Genomic DNA, 22,315 nt, shown 5'->3' on the forward strand with positions numbered 1-22,315 from the left:
AACTCAACGCCTTCGGGCAATCAACCCTGTTTATGCATACGAGCGCCCGGATATGAAAACGTCCGGGCTTTTTTTATACCTGATACCGCGGCTTCCAGTTTTCTACCGTACCATTAAACGCCGCCTGATTGATCATGTGCACGCATACGGCGGTTGTTGCACCGGTGTGCACGTTTGAGGAAGGCTGTTTGTTTTCGCGAATGGCGCGGTAAAAGTCTTCAAAGGCATAATAAGTTCCGTCTTTCGTTTTTTCAGGAAGGACAGCAATTCCGCCATCGCGTGTCCATTCAATTTTGGTTGCGCCTGATACACCATCAACTACCTGCAATTCCTTCCGCGTTTCCGGTTCGGGGTAAAACTTTCCTTCATTGACCAGCAGCGAAATCATGCCCTTGCTTCCTTTGATCTTAAATATGTAACCATCGCGCGCGTTTCCGCAGGTAGCACCAAAGTTTCCTACCATGCCTTCCTTATTGTAACGAAGCAAGGCCTGAATATTATCAAAAGTCTCCCGTCCGTCTTTGTACACATCCACACCCCCGGTAGCAAGCACCTGATCAGGATGAGTGTTAAATGCCCAGTTCACAAAATCAATCTGATGAGAAAGGAGCTCGGCCGGTAGTCCGCCTGAGAATTCCCGATACAGCCGCCAGTTAATCTGTTTGTCGTTGTAACCCGCCGGCACAGACCTGCGCCAGTCCCAATTACGGTCCCAATGGCAGTCGATCTGTGAAACTTTGCCCAGATAACCCTTTTCAATCATCTCTTTTACCTTGTAATAGAGTGGCGAGTAGCGGTACTGGTGCCCGACCTGCAGGATCTGCCCCTTATAACGGGCCGATTGTTCGACGAGCTTCAGCGCCTGCGGTATGTCGAACGTCATCGTTTTTTCGAGGTAGACATGTTTGCCGGCTTCTAGCGCCTCCAGCGCGATTTGATAGTGAAGATTCAAAGGGGTCGCAATCACCACTGCATCTATATTCCGGTCATCCAGAATACGGCGGTAATCCTTTACTTCCCGGGCAGCCGGGCTCAGTCGTTTTGCTGCGGCCAGCCTGAAATCAAAGATATCGCAGACTGCTTTGATGGTGAACCGCTCTTTCATGGAATTGATAACGTTCATCATCCCTGTTCCCCTGTCTCCTGTTCCGATAATCCCCAGGTTAACGGCCGGGCCCGCTGTCATGGAATAAACCTGGTTAAGCGGGGCATCAAATAATGCTGCGGCCGTAAGCAAGCCGGTGTTCCTGATAAATTTTCTCCTCTGCATTACCTCGTATGTGTTTGTTTGAGCAGGCGCCCGAACCCCGCTGATGCGGTATCTGCAACGCTGCCGTCTGGTTTTTTATAAATAAAATATGCTGAAATCTCGTTTTGCCGGTTTACAAAATCCATAGCTTCTTTTAATCCCATCAGCATCAACGTCTGGTCATAGCCGTCCGCCGTCATGGCATCACCGGCATGTACCGTTACACTGATCAATTCATTATTGACCGGAAACCCTGTCTTTGGATTAATGATGTGGTTGATTTGTTTTCCCCCGCGTTCGTAAAATTTGCGGTAGCTGCCGGATGTGGTGATCGCTCCGTTTTCCAGTGTAAGGATGCGCTGCATGGCGTGCTGGCCGGGGCCATATTCTACCGGGGATTCGATACCGATACGCATGGCATCGCCGGAAGGCATTTTACGCCCTGAAACAAGCAACTCGCCCCCAACCTCAACGAGGAAATTGGAGATGCCGTTTTTTTTCAGCAGAGCGGCAATGACATCTACGGTATAACCTTGCGCTATGCCGTTTAAGTCTAAACCGGCACCCTTGGTTCGCTTAATTAAACGATTGCCCGAGATAACAATTTTATCCGGACCAACAAGGCTGAGGGCAGCCTTTACCATGGGCGTATCGGGTTCCTGCTTCAGGCTGCCGGTTCCGAAACCCCAGAGCTGGGTAAGCGGCTGGATAGTCATATCAAACAGACCGTTGGTACGCCGTTGTATATCGACTGAACGTTTTACGACGCGCATCAGGTGTTCATCCGGAACGATCTGCCCGTCTCCCCTGTTGAATCGTGATATAAGTGACGATGGTTGGTATAAAGACATTGAGCCATCAATCACTGCAAGCAGGCTGTCGATCTGGTTCTGCCTTACCAGGGTATCTGCTGCGTAATAGGTAATGTGGTAGCTGGTGCCCTGTGCAGGACCTTCGAAATAAATTTTCTGCCACTGCTTCCGCCCGGTTAAGGATAGGCAAAGCAGTGCAGGCAAAATAAAGAAGCACAACTGTTTCATCTGTGGTTAGCCCAGCGGAGTGGTGTTTCGGTAAATTTACCGTTTTTTATAACCTTCAACAAACGCGACGTGTAACAACTTCGACAGCGGGCGTTTATTTCCCGAATTTCAGTTTAAGCTGTTCCAACATATCGTCTGTTACCGGACCGTCAGGTTTTGCCTTCTGCTGCTGATAGCCAGGATGCGGCTTGCGATAGGTTTTCTGCTGTTGCTGCTGAGGCCGTTGTTGTTGCTGTGGTCTTGGCTGCTGATTTGAATCAGCATCCGGCTGCCTGGCCAGGCGTTGTTCCTGCTTTTTAGCATTCCAGGCTGCCCAGCATTCATCAAGTTTCTTTTTGGTGTAAAGCGGAAAGTCGCCCTGTTTCATCCAGGCATAGTAACTGGGCTCGATATCGAATACAGCATCGGTCGTTTTGCCTTTGTGTTTACCAAAATTGAAAGTGATCTCGTTGTTTTCATTATAGACCATGCGGCCCGCAAAATCTACCGGTTTTTGCAGATTCGTAAACACATGCAGCGCTTCGACATCGTTCTTGACCGGGAAACTCCTGTTGCCCTGCTTGTCCTCGTACTCGGTCTCCGCGTATTTTTCCAGCTGGGCAAGCAGGACTTCGTAGGTTGCACGAATGTCTGCTTCTGCCGAGTGCGCGTTGATGAGGTCTGAATTGCAGTAAAATTTATACGCCGCCCGGAGCGTTCTCTGCTCCATCTGGTGAAAGATGTTTTGCACATCGACAAATTTGCGGTCGGTCATATCAAAATCTACACCGGCTCTCAGGAATTCCTCAAGCAGCAAGGGAATATCAAACTTATTTGAGTTGTAACCGGCGAGATCACTGTCTGCAAAAAAACCGGCAATCTCTGTAGCTAACGTTTCGAAACGTGGTTCATCGGCGATATGCTCATCATAAATACCATGAATCAGTGAGGATTGTAATGGAATTGGCATTCCCGGATTGATCCGCCAGCTTTTCAACTGCTCGGTTCCGTCTGGCATAGCTTTCAGTACCGCGAGTTCAACAATGCGGTCAGCGCCTACGTTCACACCTGTGCTTTCAATATCAAAAAAAGCCAGCGGACGTTTCAGTTGTAGTTTCATGCAGAATGGATTTCTGGCAGCAGGTAAAGATTTAAACTGCCCTTTCGTTTTTCAAAAATGGCAATTTCATCGGGAAATCGTTAAAAAATATTTTTTTTCCTCGTGTGCCACGATTTATCTATTGTCCTTATCTTGGCTCTGCAAACAAACTGTAATGAGAAAACTTTTATTATCCCTTTTTCTTGGGCTGGGAACCTTTGTTTCCAAAGCTCAGGACTTTGAATTTGGCCGTATGGAAGCGGTTGATGCGGAATTTGATATCCGGAAATTTGATCCGTTGGCTAATGCAGCCGTACTCAATGAATTTGGACTTTCACGAATCGATTTGGATGATGCAAAGGGACAGACAATGCTTCTTTTCAGTTATCATGCCCGGATTAAAATCCTGAATCAGGAAGGCTTTTCGAACGGCGATATTTCCATTCCGCTGTATAAGAGCAGTTCATATGATAACAACGAAGAAATTTCTGAGATTGTCGCTGCTACCTTCAACGCAGAAGACAGGGTATGGGTAAGAACGCCGCTCGATCCGAAAAAGATCTACTATGAAGATGTAAACAGAAGTTACAAACTGGTCAAATTCAGCATGCCAAACCTCAAACCAGGCAGCGTAATTGAATACAGTTATAAGATAAAATCGCCCAGGTTATTTAACTTCAGGACCTGGCAGTTTCAATCAGAGATTCCAAAGCGTACCAGTACCTACATTGCAAGGATACCGGCCATCTATAACTATAACGTCGCACTCAGGGGACCTTATAAATTAAGCAAACAGGATGCAGCGCTTGACCGGGAGTGCCTGCGCATTAATGGTGTTGCGATAGACTGTTCTAAGATCACTTACAGGATGGATTCGATACCTGCTTTTCGTTCAGAAGAGTTCATGACTGCGGCATCAAACTTTATGTCGGCGATATATTTTGAGCTGAGCGACCAGCAGACACTGCAGGGCGCTAAAATCAACTACACCAAGAGCTGGAAGGATGTCGATTATGAGTTAAAAACAGATAAAAATATTGGCACCCAGATGAAACGGGCAGACGTCTTCAAAGACGTTGTGGCTCCCCTTCTGAAAGACATATCAGATCCTTTGGCCAAAGCAAAGGTTATCTATGCCTATATCAAAAAGAATATTAAATGGAACAACTACCGGGGCATATCTTCTGACGCGGGCGTAAAAAAAGCATTTGAAACCCATTCAGGAAATGTGGCCGATATCAACTATGCATTGATCTCAGCGCTGACCGCGGCCGGTCTCGAGGCTGAGGCCGTGATGCTTTCTACCAGGGCCAACGGCGCAATAAACAAGCTGTTTCCGGTTATCAGCGACTTTGATTACGTCGTAGCCCGGCTGAATATAGGCGACAAAAGTTACCTGCTCGACGCAACCGACCCCCTGCTTCCTTTCGGTCTGCTGCCCTTACGCTGTATTAATGACCAGGGGCGTGTGATCAGCCTTAAAAAAGCCTCAGAATGGATAGACCTGAAAGCTACACAACGCGAAGCAACCCGGTATGTGCTGAACGGCGAAATCAATGAGAAAGGGAAACTCGTCGGCACCATGAACATCTATACCAACGGATATGCGGCGTTAGACAGGCGTAAACAGATAAACAGTTATAACAGTCCGGATGAGTATGTCGAAAAGTATGACGAGAAGATGCCCAAGACAAAGATCCTGAAATACGCATTTTCTAACCTCGACACGGTCGATATGGCGCTTTCGGAGATCTATCAAATTGAGATGGATATGTATGACGGAACCGATCACAATCAACTTTATTTCAACCCGTTTTTAGTTGACAGAATCCAAAAAAACCCATTTAACCTCAGTGAGCGCAACTATCCGGTCGATCTGGGTGCTCAGCGCGATGTTCGCATAGTTGCCAATATCCGGTTTCCTGACAAGTATGCGGTTGTAGATAAACCTGCCGATCTTTCAATCGGGCTTCCGGATAAAGGCGGCCGGTTCCTGACACAGACTACCTTTGAAAACAGCGTACTTACATTTTCACAAATGCTTACGCTAGATAAATCGATCTATACGCCTAACGAGTACCTCAGTCTGAAGGAATTCTATAGCCGGATTATCCAGTTGCAGAAAACAGATATTGTTCTTAAGAAAACACTTTAATGCGCTCATCACTTTACACGCTTCTCTTTAGCCTGCTTGCTGCTGTTGCAAGTGCGCAATATCCGGCAGCACAAATACCGGCCGCCCTGAAAGTAAGGGCAAATGCAGTTGTGCGGGACATGGAAACTACCGTAGACATGCGCGCACCGAATGATGTTGGTGTACGGATAAAAACAGCCATTACCATTCTGAACAAAAACGGACGCGAACACGCCCGCCTGGTGCTTATGTACAACAAAAATTCCAGCATTAAGTATGTTCGCGGTCAGGTAATTAACGAATGGGGGGCTGTAAAAGGCAAATTCAGTCTGTCTGATTTTTCAGATGAGAGTGCCGTTGACGGGGGCACGCTCTTCAGTGATGACAGGCTAAAACACTACCTGCCTGATGAGCATCTCTATCCCTACACAGTCGTATATGAGTATGAAAAACGGTACAAACAAAATCTTGTGTTGCCCGAGTGGCAGCCGATACCCGGATTTGATATCTCAGTTGAGAAAAGCCAGTATGTTTTTATCTCGCAGCCGGAAGATAAATTGCGCATAAAGACCAGCAACTTTACCGGAAAGCCTTTTGAAGAAAAGACGGAAAAACAACATAAAATAACCTGGACAGCCGAAAATCTTCCGGCTGTCAGACAGGAAGTCTACGGTCCGGATACAGAAACATTTTTGCCTGCCGTACGCATTGCTGTAGAGAAGTTTTATTATCATGGCTTCAGGGGCGAGTATCGCGACTGGACTGAACTTGGCAGATGGACCTATGAGAACTTTTTAAAAGGGAAACGGCAGTTATCGCCTTACACAGCCGCTGCTGTGGCAGACATGGTACGTGACCTACCGGATGATAAGGCAAAGGCAAAAAGATTATATCAGTACCTGCAGCAAAAGGTTCGTTACATCAGTGTGCAGATCGGCGTTGGCGGGTTGCAGCCAATGTCTGCCCAGGAAGTAGACCAGCTATCGTACGGTGATTGCAAAGCGCTTGTAAACTACATGCAGTCGCTGCTTGATGCAGCCGGCATCGAATCTTATTACTGTGTTGTTAATGCGGGAAATTATAAACAAAGTATGATGGCCGACTTTGCAGACATGAGGCAGGGTAACCACATCATCCTGTGTCTGCCGCTCAAAGGAGATACGACCTGGCTTGAGTGTACCAATCAAAAATTACCGTTTGGTTTTCTGGGCGACTTTACCGATGACCGGACCGTTCTCGCCTGTACGCCCGAGGGCGGTAAACTGCTCCGCACGCCGAAGCTAAGACCTGAAGATAATATTCAACTGCGAACTGCCTTCTTTGAGGTTGCGGCCAATGGCACACTAACCGGTACCGTCGAAACGCGTTTTGGTGGCAGTCAGTACGATGCGCACCAATATATAAGTAACAAACAGGCTGGCGAGCAGCTGGAGGCGCTCAAGGAAATCTATGATGTCGACAACATCATCGTCTCTGATATCAAATACCTAAACGAAGAAAAGCCGGTGCCGAGCTTCATCGAATCGTTCAATTGCAGACTCCCGTCGTATGCAACAGGAAGCACCAACCGGACTTACCTTGTACTGAACGCATTTAACCGCAGCGGACAAATACCCGAGTTGCGAACACGTACCATGCCGGTTTATCTGAACCGCGGCTATACCGATATCGATTCTATCGTATACACCATGCCGACTGATCTGCGGCTGGAAACGAAACCTGAAGATGTACGCATAGACAATCAATTCGGAACTTATGAGCTGAAAGTTACGCAGAGCGGGAACCGGTTGCTTTACAGAAGAAAACTGGTAATAAAGGAGGGTACATTCGCCCCGGCGGCCTACGAGGAGTTCAGTAAATTCAGGATGCGGGTTCATGAGCTTGACCAGCATCGGGCCGTGTTTATGAAAGGTACGCGCTAATCAGCTTAACAAAATTATTCCCAGACCGATGCCGATAATCATGATCAGATACATGAGAATTTCGGTCACAGCGAATTTCTTGTATTTGGTCCAGAAGGAATCGTCTGTTTTACGTGGCGTGTTTCTCACTAATGATAACGATGTTGCTGATTGAATGTGGCATGGTGGGTAGTTGAGCGGATCCCCTTGCCGGTATTGACCGGACAATCAAGATTACCCGATTCTGGCCAGAACATTTTCTACATACCGGTTTGTCAGCGGTTTTTTCTGATCTGGATTGTCATCGATGTCACCGATGTATTTAATCTCGTACTTGGATCCTTTACGTTGTAACACCACTGCTTCAGGCGTGTGCCTGATGCCAAACAGAAAAGAGTACTTAAATGCCCTGTCGGCGAGGTAAGGAAAACGAATGTTTTTTTGCTTCACCCATTCTTTCATTTTCGGCATCGCATCCAGCGGATATTTGATGGGGTCATCACCATACGGAGCTATGGCTACAACCGGATAACCCCGGCTTTTAAACTTCTGGTCGAGGGCGATAATGCGGTCTTTGTAACGGATGCAATGATCGCAGGTGTTTGACATGAATACGAGGATAAAACCTTTGGCATTCTTTTGCGCATTGAGGCTGTACATCCGATCATCTACATTCATGAGCTCAATGTTGTCGACAAAATCGCCCGCTTTCAATGCCTTCTGTGCAAAGGCCGGTGCCGCCAGGCAAAAAAGCAGGAGGAAAATAAAAGTTCTTTTCATGCTGTTATCTTGTTATATTTTTGACGGATCCGCCCCCGGTAAAAACCTTTCTATACGCAGGCAGGTTAAGATCATCGACAATGACGCCGCGTGTTGTTGAAGCATGAACAAAAAATCCGTTGTTCAGGTAAACGCCGACATGGTCAATTTCCCCGCCGCCGAATGAAAAGAAGATCAGGTCCCCTTCCCTTAAATTCGATTCAGACCGCTGATTTACCACGGTAGCCTGATCGCGCGATCTGCGCGGAAGCACATGACCATAAATCTCCTTCTGCAAAAGATAGGCGAAGCCCGAACAGTCCACACCACCTTTATCAAGACCGCCGAACCGGTAGCGAACGCCTGCCCAGTCATTGATAAACCGGTACAAGTCTTTATTGCCAATCTTTGACATGGCATCTGCGGCCATGGCAGCCTTTGTATTTGATGTTACGGGATGTCTTCTGGCACCGCAGGATGCCATTAACAGAAGGATCGGAAAAATAACTGCTAAGACGGCGTTTCTTCGTATACAGGTCATATGATGGTTTGTCAGGTCTTTATGAGGCGCTGAATCTCGTCCAGTTTGAGCAACGCTTCTACCGGAGTTAACGCATTTACATCAAGATTATTGAGGCTGTCCCTTATTTTGATAAGAACCGGATCATCGACGGCAAACATCTGAAGCTGATATGCCTGGTTTTGAACCTTTTTAATACTGTCTTTTATACTTTGCCCTTCAGTCCGGTCGATCTCCAGCTTTTTGAGAATCTCCCCGGCCCTCTGTACCAGCCGTGGCGGCATTCCTGCCATTTTAGCCACGTGGATCCCGAAGCTGTGTTCACTGCCACCCGGCACGAGCTTGCGCAGAAATATCACTTTATTGCCGAGCTCCTTCACCGAAACATTGAAGTTCTTAATGCGGGGCATAGTAGCCGAAAGCTCATTAAGCTCGTGGTAATGTGTGGCAAACAGTGTTTTTGGCCTGGCATTGGGCTGCTGATGCAGAAATTCTGCGATAGCCCAGGCTATCGAAATGCCATCGTAAGTGCTCGTACCGCGACCGATCTCGTCAAGAAGAATCAGGCTGTTATCTGACACGTTGTTCAGGATGCTGGCCGTCTCGTTCATTTCAACCATAAAAGTACTTTCGCCGGAGGATAGGTTGTCAGACGCGCCTACGCGGGTAAATATCTTATCAGTCAGGCCTACCTCTGCAGCTTTTGCCGGCACAAAACATCCCATCTGTGCCATCAGCACGATCAGACCGGTTTGTCTCAGCAATGCCGACTTACCCGCCATGTTCGGGCCTGTAATGATAATGATCTGCTGCGATTCGTTGTCCAGGTAGACATCATTCGTGATATATTCTTCGCCGGCGGGAAGGCGTTTTTCAATAACAGGATGCCTTCCGCCTTTGATATCAAGCACTTTACTTTTGCTGACGACCGGTTTTACGTAGTGATTTTTTTCCGCCAGGCAGGCAAAGCAAAGCAGGCAGTCGAGCCGGGCTATGAGCAATGCATTCTTCTGAATGGGCTTTATAAACCGGGCGGCATCATGCAGCAATTGTGCATAGAGCCGTTGTTCAATGTGCTGGATCTTCTCTTCCGCACCCAGAATCTGATCTTCATATTCTTTAAGCTCGGGGGTAATATAACGCTCTGCATTGACCAGTGTCTGTTTCCGGATCCAACTCTCCGGGACCTTGTCCTTGTGGGTATGCGTAACCTCAAGGTAATAGCCGAACACGTTGTTAAAGGCAATTTTCAGTGACGGTATACCGGTAGCTTCGGCTTCGCGCTTTTGCAATTCAACCAGGTAATCTTTCCCCCCGAAAGCGATTTTCCGGAGTTTATCCAGATCTTCATCTACCCCATCAGCGATCACGTTGCCTTTGATAAGCAGCGCCGGCGGGTCTTCCTGCAGCTGGCGGGCAATCTGCTCGTGTAATACGCTGCAGGGATCGAGCGCTGCCGCAAACTTTTGGAGATAGGCATGTTCATGATCTTTCAGCAAGGTCTTGATGGTTTCAATTGACTGTAAGGCCCTTTTTAGCTGAACGAGTTCCCGCGGACCAGCTTTCTGCAAGCCTACTTTTGATATCAGCCGTTCGAGGTCGCCGATCTGCCGGATCCGGCCAATAAGGTCTTCCCGAAGTTCGGGCTGCTGCAAAAGAAAATCGACCATCTCCAGTCGTTCGGTAATGGGCTGAAGTTCCTTGAGCGGCATGACGATCCACCGCTGCAGCATCCTTGCACCCATCGGTGTAACCGTTTGATCGAGAACGTTAAACAGCGTAACGGCATTATCATTTGTGCTGTTAACCAGTTCGAGATTGCGAATGGTGAAGCGGTCCAGCCACATGTATTTATCTTCTTCGATCCGCGTCAGCGCAGTTACATGCTGCAGGTTCCGGTGTTCCGTTTCACCAAGATAATGCAGCGCCACTCCGGCAGCTACGATTCCTGCCTGTAGTTTTTCGATGCCAAATCCCTTTAACGAGCTGACATCAAAATGTTTTGTCAGAACCTCGTTCGCATAATCGCTGGTGAAAGGCCATTCGTCCATGCCGAAGGTGTAAAACTTATCGCCGAATTCTTCAAGAAATGTTCCTCTCTTAGACTTTTGAAAGATGACTTCATTCGGCTTAAAACCCTGCAGCAGTTTGTCAACATAGGCATTGTTTCCCTGGGCGAGTAGAAACTCCCCGGTTGAGATATCGAGAAAAGAAACACCCGTCTGCGTTTTGTCAAAGTAAACGCAGGCCAGGTAATTGTTGCTTTTCTGGTTGATGATATTGTCGCTGTAGGCAACACCCGGAGTAACCAGTTCCGTTACTCCCCGTTTTACAATTGTTTTGGTAGTTTTCGGATCTTCAAGCTGATCACAGATGGCAACCCGCTGCCCCGCCCTAACCAGTTTTGACAGGTAATTGTCCAGTGAATGATGCGGAAAACCAGCCAGCTCAATATGTGTAGCAGCTCCGTTTGCCCGGCGTGTAAGCACGATTCCCAGGATCTGGGCGGTTTTGACGGCATCCTCACCGAAGGTTTCATAAAAATCACCAACCCTGAACAGCAGGAGAGCACCCGGGTACTTCGCTTTGATTGCGTTGTACTGCTGCATTAACGGTGTTTCTTTTGTCGTGCTTTTTGCCAAAATAAATGCGATTTACGAAAACCCTAAAGATAACGCCTAATTTCGGGAAGGCGCTTTATTGTTGAAAATTCGCAGCAGTGTTGAAGAAATGGCTACTGCGTGTTTTCCAGTTCTTTTATGTAAGCCAAAAACAGGTCCATAGCCCGTCGTTTCTCGGGGGTAAGACTGAAATCCAGCTTATTCATAAGATAATCTTCCTTATTGAATTCAGGAAAATCGGGAAGGGCCTGAATTACTTCTTTCCGATGGTCGAGTCCATACCTGAGCGCCTCGTTAAACTGCATTTTAAATTCGTTGCTTATTTCCCGGTTGGCGATCCAGGCGGCATATAAAAAGGGAAGCCCAGTATGTGTTTTCCAGGCCTCGCCAAGATCGTAGGCGAAACTGTGTTTGTCTTTCTGACCGAATGTACGGTCGCCGATTAATACGAATGCATCTGCCGCCACATCTCCGCTAACCAAAGACACTTCCTGTTTCCAGTGAAACTTAAGCAGCACCCGTGCGAGTTGATTGGAAGTACGCGAGTGGCTGTCGAGTCTAAGCGTTCGGATCTGATGAACGGGCACCTGACTAAAAATAAAGACCGAGTTAACGGCTCCGTCAGAACCTATGCAATAATCGGCGATGATATTTGCGTTCGGAACCAGTGGGAAAACGGCGACCGGAACAAGTCCGACGTCTACCTGACCTTCGATGAGTTTTGCCGCACAGTCGGCAGGGATATCAAGCGACAGGTCTATACTTTCTTTAACTGAGGCGTGTTCAAGTCCGTAGATAAATGGTTTTGTATTGGTATATGAAACGGCAGAGATACGGATTTTTTCCAAAGGTCTATGATTGTGTAAGTAGTTGAAGGTGATCGCTGTTGTTGGGATCGATAATATCATAAATATCGCCCGTAAGCGAAACGCGGTACAGTATTGTATTTACATGAGCAAACTCGGCCATTTGGTTTAGCGGCTTATTGAGCAAAACACAGAGCAGAATTCGCAATGCCCGGCCGTGCATGCACACAAGTACGGTTTTTTCGTTTGGCTGCGCGGCAATTGTGAGCATGGCTGCTTTGAGGCGTTCGGCTACCTCACGTGGACTTTCGCCGCCTTTCAGTTTGGCGTCGTAGTTGCCGTTCAGCCATTCCTCGACGAGCAGCCTGAAGACTTCCCGGGCCTCCTCGGTATTTGGCTGTCCCTCCCATTCGCCCCAGGCCAGTTCGTCAAGGCCGGAGAGTTGCTCCCAGGGTAAACCGGAGTCGATAAAGCCCTGGACGGTTTGGTGGGTGCGTTTCAGTGTTGAAGTATAAACTTTGTCGAACGCAACGTTTTTGTAAGTTTCATAAAAAGCTGCCGCCTGCGCGCGACCGGTATCATTCAGATCGGCATCTATTCCCCTGCCCTGTACAATGCCCAGCCGGTTTAATTCGGTCTCGCCGTGTCTTATAATATAAAGTTCCTTGTCCATGAATAATTAGTTGATTACGGGCAACTTATAGTACTGAGGTTTTGCTTCCTCTTCAAATACATAGGTCGAGTAATCAGTTACAACGTTATACAGCGTATCCCTCTCAATCGGTTTCCGGTTAACCTGTTTTATCAGGCTGGCAAGTTCGCGGGTACTCATGGCCGGTGTCTGTTCCTCTGCACCCGCCATCGAGTAAATTTTGGTTGTGTCATCCAGCGTTCCGTCTATATCATCTACACCAAAGTTCAGCGCAAGCTGGGCAGTCTCCCTGCTTATCATTGCCCAGTATGCCTTAATGTGCTCAAAGTTGTCAAGATAAATGCGCGCTACAGCGTAATTCCTTAAATCCTCGATCACAGAAACTTCACGCACATGCTCCATCTGGTTGTGCTGATTGCGGAATTTCAGTGGGATAAAGGCCTGGAAGCCCCCGGTTTCGTCCTGCAGCTGGCGCAGCCGTTCCATATGGTCAATGCGATGCCAGTAGGCTTCGATATGTCCATATAACATGGTGGCATTTGATCGCATGCCGAGGCTGTGTGCCTGCCTGTGAATATCCAGCCACTGTTCCGCATTACACTTATCGTGAGCAATCTTTTCGCGAATCTCCGGATGGAAAATTTCAGCTCCCCCGCCAGGCATGGAATCCAATCCTGCTTCTTTCAGAAATTTCATTCCGTCATAATGACTCAGCTTTGCCTTCTTGAAAATATAGTAGTACTCAACCGGGGTCAGCGCCTTGATATGCAGGTCAGGCCGGTGTGCCTTGGCCCGTCTGAAAAATTCTGCATAAAAGTCTAGGTTCTGTTTGGGAACAACCCCACCTGTTATGTGCACTTCAGTAACAGGTTCATCATCATACTTTTTCAGGGTTTCCATCATCGCGTCTACGCTCATTTCCCAGCCTTCCTCGCGCTCTTTGAGCATCCGTGAATACGAACAGAACTTGCAGTCGTAAACACAAAGATTTGTGGGCTCAATGTGGAAGTTCCTGTTGAAGTAAGTATGATCGCCGTGTTTTTTCTCCCTGATAAAGTTGGCGAGAATACCGAGATAAGCCAATTCCCCATGCTCGTAAAGGTAGACGCCTTCATCAAAACTTACGCGCTCGCCGGCTGAAACTTTCGTTGCAATGGCCCTTAACGTTGCGTCGAGAGCGGAATCTTGTATAAGCGCCTGTAGGCTTGCTGCTGATGACATAAAAATCGGTATTGGTGCGGCAAAAATACAACTATCAGGGCGAATGCGCATCATTTTGTTGTAAGCTTGCTAACGCACTGTAGCAGTAGAACAGGGTAAAGGGCGGTTTGCCCCCGGGCTTGTGCCCGCGTGCCGGATGCCACTTTTTTTGTGACCGTGCCGGCTCTTGGTGATCTGTTGGGTGACTGCCTCTAATAACGCCGAGTACCGGCACTGAGGGGGTGTAAAGCCTGATAATTTTTGCTGTCGATTCCATATTTTTTGCTGTTTTATGTCTTGCAATGGATAAGCGATGTTGCCTTCCGCTTATGCAAAGATGGGCACAGCGCAACCTGTTAGCCCGATGTTATCCGGATATATCCGTTTATATCCGGATATAAACGGATATAAGCGGGTACTTTCGAACGGGGGTGCTCTCCTGTCCGGACAGCATGTAACAAGTGCTGTATGAACGCGACTTTCTTAACTGGAAAACAAGCAGAAACAGTTCGGATCGCAGGTTGACACCTGGGTTCTTTGTGGAATATTGTCAAAAAACAGCCGCCGCTTTAAGATTAGTTGCAGCAGTTTAATCGTTGAATGATGAATCCGGAGCAGGCAACATGGGTTTCAAATTTCTTGAGCAAAAAAAAAAGCACCCGTTCAGGTGCTTGGAATAAATATGTTATCGGCGTTTTATTTTGCGGCGCGTGTAAAGTTAAGAACAACATTTGCTGTGGCGCTGCCATATTCGATCGGCGACTTCAAGACCATAGACTGTTTGTCTGCCGAAACCAGGATCAGACGGTAGCCGTCAGCAATGTCTTTTGCTTTCTGTCCTTCCATCAGTTTTTTGAACTGGAACGTTTGATCTGCCGGACTTGCAGACCAGAAGATGTTCTGTGTTCCCGATGCGCAGCCGGTGCCGCCAGTAAGCGTATATGATCCGTTACCGCTATTGGTCAGATTCCAGGTACTGCCTGTAAAGCAGGCGTAAGAGTTTTCACCAAACAGACCGCGAACTGCCTGCGCAGGAATACCTTCAAAAGTAATGTCGTTCAGTACCCAATTACCTACAACACTTCCGCGACGTACAGTTGCGGGCGTGCTTGCAGCATTTTGTGTAGAGCAGCTTTGAATGGTGAGAGCACTGATGGCGAGCGCCATGATGAACACTATCTTTTTCATTTTCAGATCATTTAAGTTTTTAAGTTTCTTATGTTTGAAGGCATCTCGACTGTACGATACCATTTTCGTCCTGAACTTTACATAAATCTTGCCAAACCGGCCTGTTTTTCGTTTTTAGCGGATACATTTGCGTAAATACAAAGCCATCCGAAACATTAACACGTTTGAGCATGAAACCAGAAACCATCAGCATCCACGCAGCTAATCTCGTTAAACCGGCTACGGGCGATGTAACGCAGCCTATCAGCTTGTCTACTACATTTTTTCGTGATGAGACGGGTGGTTATCCGGGCGGACACATGTACAGCCGGGTGAGTAATCCTAACCGGGAAGCACTTGAAACTGTGCTTGCCGCTTTGGAAAATGGCGAAGCTGCAGCAGCTTTTTCTTCGGGCAATGTTGCAGGTATGTCGCTCTTTCAGGCACTGGAGCCTGGCAGCCATATTATCGCTCCCGACGATATGTACTGGGGATTTAAAAAACAGTTGCTTACAATTTTTAATAAAACGCTGACATTTGATTTTGTTGACCAGACAGACCTGGAAAAAGTCGAAGCAGCGGTGAAAGCGGAAACGCGGCTGATCTGGGTGGAAACACCATCGAACCCTATGCTGAAGATTACTGACCTTGAAGCTATCGGACAGCTGGCAAAGCGTCACCAGCTTATTTTTGCCTGCGACAGTACCTTTGCTTCACCCGTTCTTCAAAACCCGATTGCCTTTGGCGCCGACATGGTCATGCATTCGACCACCAAGTACATTGGGGGGCACAGTGATGTACTCGGCGGCGTGCTGATTACGGCAAAACGCGACGAATTCTGGGAACGGATCAAAAATATCCAGCAGACCGGCGGCGCGGTGGCGGCCCCGTTCGATTGTTTTCTGCTGCTTAGAAGTCTGAAGACGCTGGCCTACCGCATGCGCGGTCACTGCGAAAATGCGGCTGCACTGGCAGGTTTTCTCCGCGATCATCCAAAAGTTGAGTCAGTCCTGTACCCCGGCCATGCCGATCATCCTCAGCATGAAACCGCTAAAAAACAGATGTCCGGCTTTGGCGGTACGTTCTCATTCTTGCTGAGGGGTGGCGAGGCAGCTGCCCGGCAACTGGTAAATAACCTGAAGCTTTTTGCACAGGCCACCAGCCTTGGCGGTGTAGAGAGCCTGATCGAGCACCGTTTCTCGATTGAAGGCCCGGATTCAAAAACACCACGCAACCTGGTTCGCGTATCGGCAGGCCTGGAACATATCGACGATCTGATTGAGGATATGGGGCGGGTTCTTGCTGAGCTGTAACTTTTGCCTGCGATCTATGTTTGTGGAGCCGGGATCAAGTGTCGCCGGCAACCATATCCAGATTCGCGAACACAAACGCCCAAACGTCTGCCATTTCATCGATAAGTTTTGCCGTCGGCTTTCCTGCGCCATGGCCGGCCCGGGCGTCAATGCGGATGAGCACAGGCGCTGAGCAGCCCTGCACTTCCTGAAGCGCTGCAGCAAACTTAAACGAATGTGCGGGGACCACCCGGTCATCATGATCTGCCGTCGTGATCAATGTGGCCGGATAACAGGTTCCGGCTTTGAGATTGTGTAACGGAGAATATTTAAGTAAATAGCCGAACTGTTCTCGATCGTCGCTGCTGCCGTATTCCACTACCCAGCCCCAGCCCACCGTAAACTTATGGTAGCGAAGCATGTCCAATACGCCGACTTGTGGAATCGCAACCCTGAACAGATCGGGCCGCTGGGTCATACAGGCCGCCACCAACAGTCCGCCGTTGCTGCCACCACGAATCGCCAGCTTCATTGTATTTGTATACTTCTCGCGGATCAGGAATTCTGCAGCGGCGATAAAATCGTCGAACACCGTTTGTTTGCGATCGAGCATGCCCGCCTGGTGCCAGTCCTCGCCATACTCTCCGCCCCCGCGGAGGTTGGCAACGCAATACAATCCACCGTTCTCCAGAAACACAATATTCGTACTTGAAAAGGCAGGTGTCAGGTTGACGTTAAATCCGCCGTAGGCATAAAGCAGCACCGGGTTTTCCCCGTTACGTTCAAGTCCTTTCTTTCCGGTTATAAACATCGGAATACGCGTGCCATCCTTCCCCGGATAAAAAACCTGTGTTGTCTCAAAGGCCGCAGGGTCAAAAGTAAGCCCGGGAGTTTTGTGCAACACCGATTTTCCCGTCTTGATATCGTACCTGAAAACAGTTGCCGGATAGGTGAATGAGGTAAAGGTATAAAAGAAAAAGTCCTGACCTGCTTTGCACCTGAAACCAGATGCCGTTCCCGGCCCGGGCAGCGTAATCCGGTGCTCAGGTGATCCGTTCCGGGAATATTGAATCACTTCGGTTGCCGCGTCTTTCAGGTACGATGCAAACAGCTTTCCGCCGCCGGTGCCTACTTCAATCAAAGGCTCCTCTGCTTCCGCTATGATGACCTGCCAGTTTTCGCTTCCCGGTTCAGCAGGATCGACCATCACAACCTTAAATCTTGGTGCGCCCGCATTGGTCTGGATCAGCAGTTTCCCGTCAATATTATCAATAACAGCAGCGTTCGTGCCGAACCCCGCAACTAAGGTTGTAAAGCCCGATTGATCCTCAGCCTGTAGGTCGCGCACCTTAATTTCTGTGCCGTCTGTGCCTTCGGCGATATGAAGCACCAGAAAACGTTCATCTTCCGTGAGGCTGACATCAACATACCTTAGCGGATGTTCGGGATCCTGATAGATCAGGATATCATCTTCCTGCGGTGTGCCGACCCGATGGTAATACACTTTTTGAAATTCGTTTTTGGCGCTGAACTTCGCAGCCTCATCGGCCGGGCGGTCGTACCCGCTGTAATAAAAGCCTTCATCGCCGGCCCAGCTGATCCCGGTGAATTTGACGTAAGTGATTTTTTCTGCGAGCAGTTTCCGGCTTTGAAAATCCATCACATAAATCTCCTGCCAGTCGCTGCCGGAAGCTGCAACCGAATAGGCAAAATACTTCTGCGTTTTAGAAAAAGCTGTGGCCTGAAGGGCTACGGTACCATCGTCAGAAAATGTGTTTGGGTCTATAAGTATTTCGGGCTCGCCAGACAATCCGTGTTGCACATATAACACAGCCTGGTTTTGCAGACCGGTATTTTTTGAATAAATAACAAGCTCGCCCCTTACAACAGGTGCGCTTTCGCGCGGATAGTCAGAAAGCCGGGTAAGGCGGGTATGGATCTGTTGCCGGAAAGGTAGTTTTGAGAGATAATTTTCTGTAACCTCATTTTGTGCCCTGACCCATTCTCCCGTGTCGGCCGCCTGGTCATCTTCAAGCCAGCGGTACGGGTCGCTGATAACGGTTCCGTGATAGTTGTCGGTTTGATCGGTTTTTTTGGATATGGGATATTGTACTGACATTTACATAATCATGAATTAGGTGGATAACGTGGTGTTATTCCTATGGCAACAGTAAAAATAACGAATGGCAGGCAAGTTAGCTAAATGAAATCTATCTAATCCGATTAGTCAAAAGAAAGGGACTGTACTAACCGCAATGATATTAATTGTTGGAACCATACAAGAAACCTGAATAAAGTAAAAAGAAGGCAAAAAAAAACCGCCAGGCATAAGCCTGGCGGTTGAATATCCATCTATGAAACTTAGTTGAAGCTATAACGCGCTCCGACCTGAATCTGATATCTAGAGGAAATTGATGTGTTAGGTATGAAAGTTGAATTACCGAGATTTTGACTAACTGTATATTTCGGCCTATTCGTAGCTGCGTCTCTTCCCTGGAACTGTAAAAAGTTTGCCAAGGCAGGAACTTGAGCTTGTCCCCAGTTCTTGTTAAGGAGATTACCAAAGTTCACGATATCGAGGCTGAAATTGAAACGGTTGCCATTTTGAGCGCCAAAAAGTGTTCTAACCTCTTGCATGATACGTACATCAAAACGGTTCATCCATGGATACTCAGCCCCATTGCGTTCTGCAAACGAACCACGTCTTGTGCTTAGGTACTCATCCTGGGCAATATATGAGTTTAAACGTTGCCATTGGGCATCTACTGATTCCGCACGAGTGGTAGTGCTCGCAGTTATAGGAACTAACAGTATATCGCTTTGATCACGTGGCACATACATCAGGTCATTCGAGGCGTTATCTCCGTTTGCGTCACCTGAGACAAGGTATGAGAAACGGGTATTGCCAAAGGCATCACCGTTTGGTGCACCTTCATAAATTACTCCGATGGTAGTTGGCGATTTAGGGATAATGTTAAAGTTGAAATTAACGGCAGCAATGATTCTGTCGCGGACAACAAAGCTACTATATGCAAGAACTGGATTATTTGGATCGCCGACAATCGGATTGCCTGTGAAGGCTGAATTAGCCTGTGAACCAGGCGTAGATGTGATATCTCTAGCATCACTACGTGTATAGGCTATAGATGCATCGGCAATTTTACCAAAACGCTTCTGCAATTGCGCAGTCACGTTCCATGCGTAACCCTGCGTCGTATTGTCCATAACAATAGCATTTGTAATAAATGAATTGATACGGTTAGGGCCCGTGTTGGAATTTGCCGAAGTCGTAACGCCAGGAAAATAAGGTCTTGTTTCTCCACCATTTCCGTAGGTTCCACTCGGAGTTACAAGGTTAGCATTGCGGTGATATAATTCATTCAAGGATTGAGTGTACATACCCTCAACAGTTGCAAGAATGTCACCAGGCAATCTGTAATCAACACCGAAACTCGAGCGCCAGATCTGCGGAACCTTGAAATTCGGAGCCGTTAAATTTATAGCAAAAGATGAAGGGATATTTGCATTAGCTGGGATGTACGCAGCCGGATTAGGATTGAATGGCCGGTTTGTAGGATTTGTAAGGAAATCCTGGCCAAACATCAAACCAGTATTTCCTGCTTGGTTGGTAAGCCAAACGCCTGTAGATGCACCGGTAAAAACCCCCGATCCACCGCGAAGAATCAACTTGGAATTTTTCAGGACGTCCCAATTGAATCCCAGTCGAGGCGAAAATAAAAGTTGTGTTTTTGGCAACTGACCCACATCCAGCTTCTCTCCTTCGCGAAAACTAAGTGGTGTAACACGGTCATTGGAAGGAATATCTGCTGTATAGATCGGCATGTCAAGGCGAAGTCCATAAGTCAATTTGAAATTTGGCTTGACATACCATTCATCCTGCGCATAAACTGCAACAGGCATTTGGCTGAATGTTGCAAATGGCTCAGGATCGTTACGATCAGCTGAATAAGTTAACTGATACTGTAAGGGCACTATTGACGTGTTGCCGTTTGCTGCAGCGATGAAATCAGATAAATTTCTATATCTAAACTGACCTGCAGTGAATTGGGCGAAGGCATTAGCGAACTTTTGGTAACCAAGTGTACCACCCAGGGTGATTGTATGGTTTCCGGCGAATATATTGAAGTTCTCATTCAGGGTATAGATGTCCTGATTAAGTTTATTCAAACCGCTGAAAGGCTCACCTCCAAACGAAATGTAATTTGCGCTAAAGCCATCCTCGATATCTACGAGCGGGAATGCACCACCATAAGGCTTTCTATAGTCGCGAAATGCGGAATAAACTAATTGCAGGTTATTTGCAAATTTGTTCCCGAATCGAGAGTTCAATTCAGCAGTTACTGAATTCAGGTTATTATACTGTTGATACCGAAGGTTCGAGAAAATCATTGAGTTCAGACCCGGACCGCGACCGCCGCTACCGCGAGCACCCGAACCGCTTGGTGACTTATCATCGAAAGAGTTCAAATAATTATACCGGATAGTCAGCTTTTGGGTATTACTAATATTCCAGTCTAGTCTCGCTGTAATATTATTTGCCTCAGTCTCGTTGGTGTAACCGTCAATTTGCCCTACATCATAACCATACCTAGACATCATCAAGTTCTGAACTGTTAGCATATCTGCATAAGCAACACGAGAAATGTTCGGTCCTGTTGTACCTCTATTAGCCTGAAAAGCTGAGAATGGTGCAGATCGCCTGGTTATTTCACCATTTACGAAGAAAAAAAGCTTGTCTTTAACAATTGGCCCACCTAAGCGAAAACCAAACTGTTTATACATGAAGGCACGATCCGGAGATTTTTGTTCTTCGAAGTCGCCGGTTTTGTATCCCTGAAGATTTTGATTTTTATAATATGTATAAAATGACCCGGAAAATTTGTTTGTGCCAGCTTTTGTGACCGCGTTAACGCCAGCTCCAGTAAAACCACTCTGTTTTACATCATATGGTGCCAAGTTTATCTGAAGTTCCTCGATTGCATCCAGCGTAAATGGTTGAGCTCCCGTTTGTCCGCCAGGGAGTGAGGATAGACCAAATACGTTATTCATCTGTGCACCATCAAGTGTCAAAGAGTTGAATAATGCATTTCTGCCTGCAAATGAGAAGCCATTTCCTGCTGAATTTGATTGCGGCGTTAATCTTGTAAGGTCAGTCACACTCCTCGAAAAAGTAGGGAGTTCCTCGATTTGCTTGCGGGAAACAGAATTGGCCGCACCCGTTTTCGACTTGCTCGCGCCAGATGCAGACCGAACAACAACATCGGCCAACTCTTGGGCAGAGTCAGACAGTGCTAAATTTAGAACGACGGTTTCGCCAAGCTTCAGGTAGATATCGGTCGATGTTTTTGACTGATACCCAACGTAACTTACTTCGACGGTATAGGGACCGCCAACGCGCATGCCAGCGATTGTAAACCTTCCGCCCTCGTTGGTAGTTGCATTGTAGACAGTGCCAGATGGCGTATGTCTTGCCTTGATCCCTGCGCCAGGCAACACCTGACTTCCGTCAGTAATTGTACCCGTCATCGATGAAGTCGTTACCTGGGCATCTGAGCCAAGCGTAACGCCTACAAACGCAAGTACAATTACTAAAAATTTGACTAGTAAAGATTTGTTCATGCTTGTTTTTTTAATGAATAGTTGTGTTGTTCTTTGCTGGTATTGTTTTTCACCGCTGCAAAGGTAGATATTTAAATTGCGCAAGTAAACACCCTGATATTAAATAATTGTTAAGCACCATCTTTCTTGCAATCTATTAACAATTGATCACATCTTACTGTACCCCAATTATTTAAACCACGAATACCTACCTATGTCAGCTATCAGAAGGTTCACATCGGCGTGAATTCCGGGAACGCTCCCGCTCAGCATCTGC

15 protein-coding genes are annotated in these 22,315 nt (G+C 47.5%); 3 read left to right on the forward strand and 12 right to left on the reverse strand.

The annotated features are described in order from the left end of the window. Positions 1 to 73: 73 nt before the first annotated feature. The 3 genes from EJV45_RS03035 to EJV45_RS03045 all read right to left on the reverse strand — a co-directional run bounded on the left by EJV45_RS03035 (position 74) and on the right by EJV45_RS03045 (position 3,388). The gene (locus EJV45_RS03035; RefSeq protein WP_129714168.1) at positions 74 to 1,270 is read right to left on the reverse strand and encodes a Gfo/Idh/MocA family protein; all 1,197 of its coding nucleotides are present in this window, start codon (positions 1,268 to 1,270) and stop codon (positions 74 to 76) included. After that, positions 1,270 to 2,289: an FAD:protein FMN transferase gene (locus EJV45_RS03040; protein WP_129714169.1), complete on the reverse strand. Its 1,020-nt coding sequence runs from the start codon at positions 2,287 to 2,289 to the stop codon at positions 1,270 to 1,272. The genes EJV45_RS03035 and EJV45_RS03040 overlap by 1 nt, the downstream gene beginning before the upstream one ends. Positions 2,290 to 2,383: 94 nt before the next feature. Continuing rightward, positions 2,384 to 3,388, reverse strand: a complete 1,005-nt coding sequence (locus EJV45_RS03045) for a 3'-5' exonuclease (protein ID WP_129714170.1) — start codon at positions 3,386 to 3,388, stop codon at positions 2,384 to 2,386. 154 nt (positions 3,389 to 3,542) lie between these two features. On the opposite strand from EJV45_RS03045, the gene EJV45_RS03050 reads away from it, so the two are divergent. After that, positions 3,543 to 5,522: a DUF3857 domain-containing protein gene (locus EJV45_RS03050; RefSeq protein ID WP_129714171.1), complete on the forward strand. Its 1,980-nt coding sequence runs from the start codon at positions 3,543 to 3,545 to the stop codon at positions 5,520 to 5,522. Further along, positions 5,522 to 7,423 carry a DUF3857 domain-containing protein gene (locus EJV45_RS03055; RefSeq protein ID WP_129714172.1) on the forward strand — a complete coding sequence of 634 codons (1,902 nt, stop codon included), beginning with the start codon at positions 5,522 to 5,524 and terminating at the stop codon, positions 7,421 to 7,423. Before EJV45_RS03050 ends, EJV45_RS03055 begins: the two co-directional genes overlap by 1 nt. A gap of 213 nt (positions 7,424 to 7,636) precedes the next feature. Here EJV45_RS03055 and EJV45_RS03060 read toward each other — a convergent pair whose 3' ends face one another. From EJV45_RS03060 to EJV45_RS03090, 7 genes are all read right to left on the reverse strand, one after another. Next, a complete protein-coding gene (locus EJV45_RS03060) occupies positions 7,637 to 8,182 on the reverse strand; it encodes a redoxin domain-containing protein (protein ID WP_129714173.1) in 546 nt (181 codons plus the stop codon). A 4-nt stretch (positions 8,183 to 8,186) separates the two neighbouring features. Then, entirely contained in the window at positions 8,187 to 8,702 is a 516-nt protein-coding gene (locus EJV45_RS03065; RefSeq protein ID WP_129714174.1) for a C40 family peptidase, read from the reverse strand. Positions 8,703 to 8,713: 11 nt separating this feature from the next. After that, a complete protein-coding gene (mutS, locus tag EJV45_RS03070; RefSeq protein ID WP_370291141.1) occupies positions 8,714 to 11,290 on the reverse strand; it encodes a DNA mismatch repair protein MutS in 2,577 nt (858 codons plus the stop codon). Between the two features lie 125 nt (positions 11,291 to 11,415). Continuing rightward, positions 11,416 to 12,150, reverse strand: a complete 735-nt coding sequence (locus tag EJV45_RS03075; RefSeq protein ID WP_129714176.1) for a menaquinone biosynthetic enzyme MqnA/MqnD family protein — start codon at positions 12,148 to 12,150, stop codon at positions 11,416 to 11,418. 4 nt (positions 12,151 to 12,154) lie between these two features. Next, on the reverse strand, positions 12,155 to 12,781 hold the full coding sequence (locus EJV45_RS03080) for a histidine phosphatase family protein (protein ID WP_129714177.1): 627 nt from the start codon (positions 12,779 to 12,781) through the stop codon (positions 12,155 to 12,157). 6 nt (positions 12,782 to 12,787) lie between these two features. Beyond that, a complete protein-coding gene (gene mqnE / locus EJV45_RS03085) occupies positions 12,788 to 13,981 on the reverse strand; it encodes an aminofutalosine synthase MqnE (protein ID WP_129714178.1) in 1,194 nt (397 codons plus the stop codon). A 675-nt stretch (positions 13,982 to 14,656) separates the two neighbouring features. Next, positions 14,657 to 15,148 carry a lipocalin family protein gene (locus tag EJV45_RS03090; protein ID WP_129714179.1) on the reverse strand — a complete coding sequence of 164 codons (492 nt, stop codon included), beginning with the start codon at positions 15,146 to 15,148 and terminating at the stop codon, positions 14,657 to 14,659. Between the two features lie 170 nt (positions 15,149 to 15,318). On the opposite strand from EJV45_RS03090, the gene EJV45_RS03095 reads away from it, so the two are divergent. Then, positions 15,319 to 16,440, forward strand: coding sequence for a PLP-dependent aspartate aminotransferase family protein (locus EJV45_RS03095; protein ID WP_129714180.1), 1,122 nt, complete (start codon positions 15,319 to 15,321; stop codon positions 16,438 to 16,440). A gap of 34 nt (positions 16,441 to 16,474) precedes the next feature. Here the strand turns inward: EJV45_RS03095 and EJV45_RS03100 are convergent, their stop codons facing one another. Together EJV45_RS03100 and EJV45_RS03105 are read right to left on the reverse strand one after the other, a co-directional pair. Further along, positions 16,475 to 18,538, reverse strand: coding sequence for a prolyl oligopeptidase family protein (locus tag EJV45_RS03100; protein ID WP_129714181.1), 2,064 nt, complete (start codon positions 18,536 to 18,538; stop codon positions 16,475 to 16,477). A 242-nt stretch (positions 18,539 to 18,780) separates the two neighbouring features. Continuing rightward, a complete protein-coding gene (locus EJV45_RS03105) occupies positions 18,781 to 22,059 on the reverse strand; it encodes a TonB-dependent receptor (protein WP_129714182.1) in 3,279 nt (1,092 codons plus the stop codon). Positions 22,060 to 22,315: the final 256 nt, after the last annotated feature.

The sequence above is a fragment of the Pedobacter sp. SYP-B3415 genome, from assembly GCF_004138205.1.
In the GTDB taxonomy this organism is placed as follows: Bacteria; Bacteroidota; Bacteroidia; order Sphingobacteriales; family Sphingobacteriaceae; genus Pedobacter.

What these genes read in the sequence shown, in the direction of transcription:
- EJV45_RS03035 (WP_129714168.1), bottom strand. Translation starts at nt 1,270, where the DNA reads ATGCAGAGGAGAAAATTTATCAGGAACACCGGCTTGCTTACGGCCGCA.
- EJV45_RS03040 (WP_129714169.1), bottom strand. Translation starts at nt 2,289, where the DNA reads ATGAAACAGTTGTGCTTCTTTATTTTGCCTGCACTGCTTTGCCTATCC.
- EJV45_RS03045 (WP_129714170.1), bottom strand. Translation starts at nt 3,388, where the DNA reads ATGAAACTACAACTGAAACGTCCGCTGGCTTTTTTTGATATTGAAAGC.
- EJV45_RS03050 (WP_129714171.1), top strand. Translation starts at nt 3,543, where the DNA reads ATGAGAAAACTTTTATTATCCCTTTTTCTTGGGCTGGGAACCTTTGTT.
- EJV45_RS03055 (WP_129714172.1), top strand. Translation starts at nt 5,522, where the DNA reads ATGCGCTCATCACTTTACACGCTTCTCTTTAGCCTGCTTGCTGCTGTT.
- EJV45_RS03060 (WP_129714173.1), bottom strand. Translation starts at nt 8,182, where the DNA reads ATGAAAAGAACTTTTATTTTCCTCCTGCTTTTTTGCCTGGCGGCACCG.
- EJV45_RS03065 (WP_129714174.1), bottom strand. Translation starts at nt 8,702, where the DNA reads ATGACCTGTATACGAAGAAACGCCGTCTTAGCAGTTATTTTTCCGATC.
- mutS (WP_370291141.1), bottom strand. Translation starts at nt 11,290, where the DNA reads ATGCAGCAGTACAACGCAATCAAAGCGAAGTACCCGGGTGCTCTCCTG.
- EJV45_RS03080 (WP_129714177.1), bottom strand. Translation starts at nt 12,781, where the DNA reads ATGGACAAGGAACTTTATATTATAAGACACGGCGAGACCGAATTAAAC.
- mqnE (WP_129714178.1), bottom strand. Translation starts at nt 13,981, where the DNA reads ATGTCATCAGCAGCAAGCCTACAGGCGCTTATACAAGATTCCGCTCTC.
- EJV45_RS03090 (WP_129714179.1), bottom strand. Translation starts at nt 15,148, where the DNA reads ATGAAAAAGATAGTGTTCATCATGGCGCTCGCCATCAGTGCTCTCACC.
- EJV45_RS03095 (WP_129714180.1), top strand. Translation starts at nt 15,319, where the DNA reads ATGAAACCAGAAACCATCAGCATCCACGCAGCTAATCTCGTTAAACCG.
- EJV45_RS03100 (WP_129714181.1), bottom strand. Translation starts at nt 18,538, where the DNA reads ATGTCAGTACAATATCCCATATCCAAAAAAACCGATCAAACCGACAAC.
- EJV45_RS03105 (WP_129714182.1), bottom strand. Translation starts at nt 22,059, where the DNA reads ATGAACAAATCTTTACTAGTCAAATTTTTAGTAATTGTACTTGCGTTT.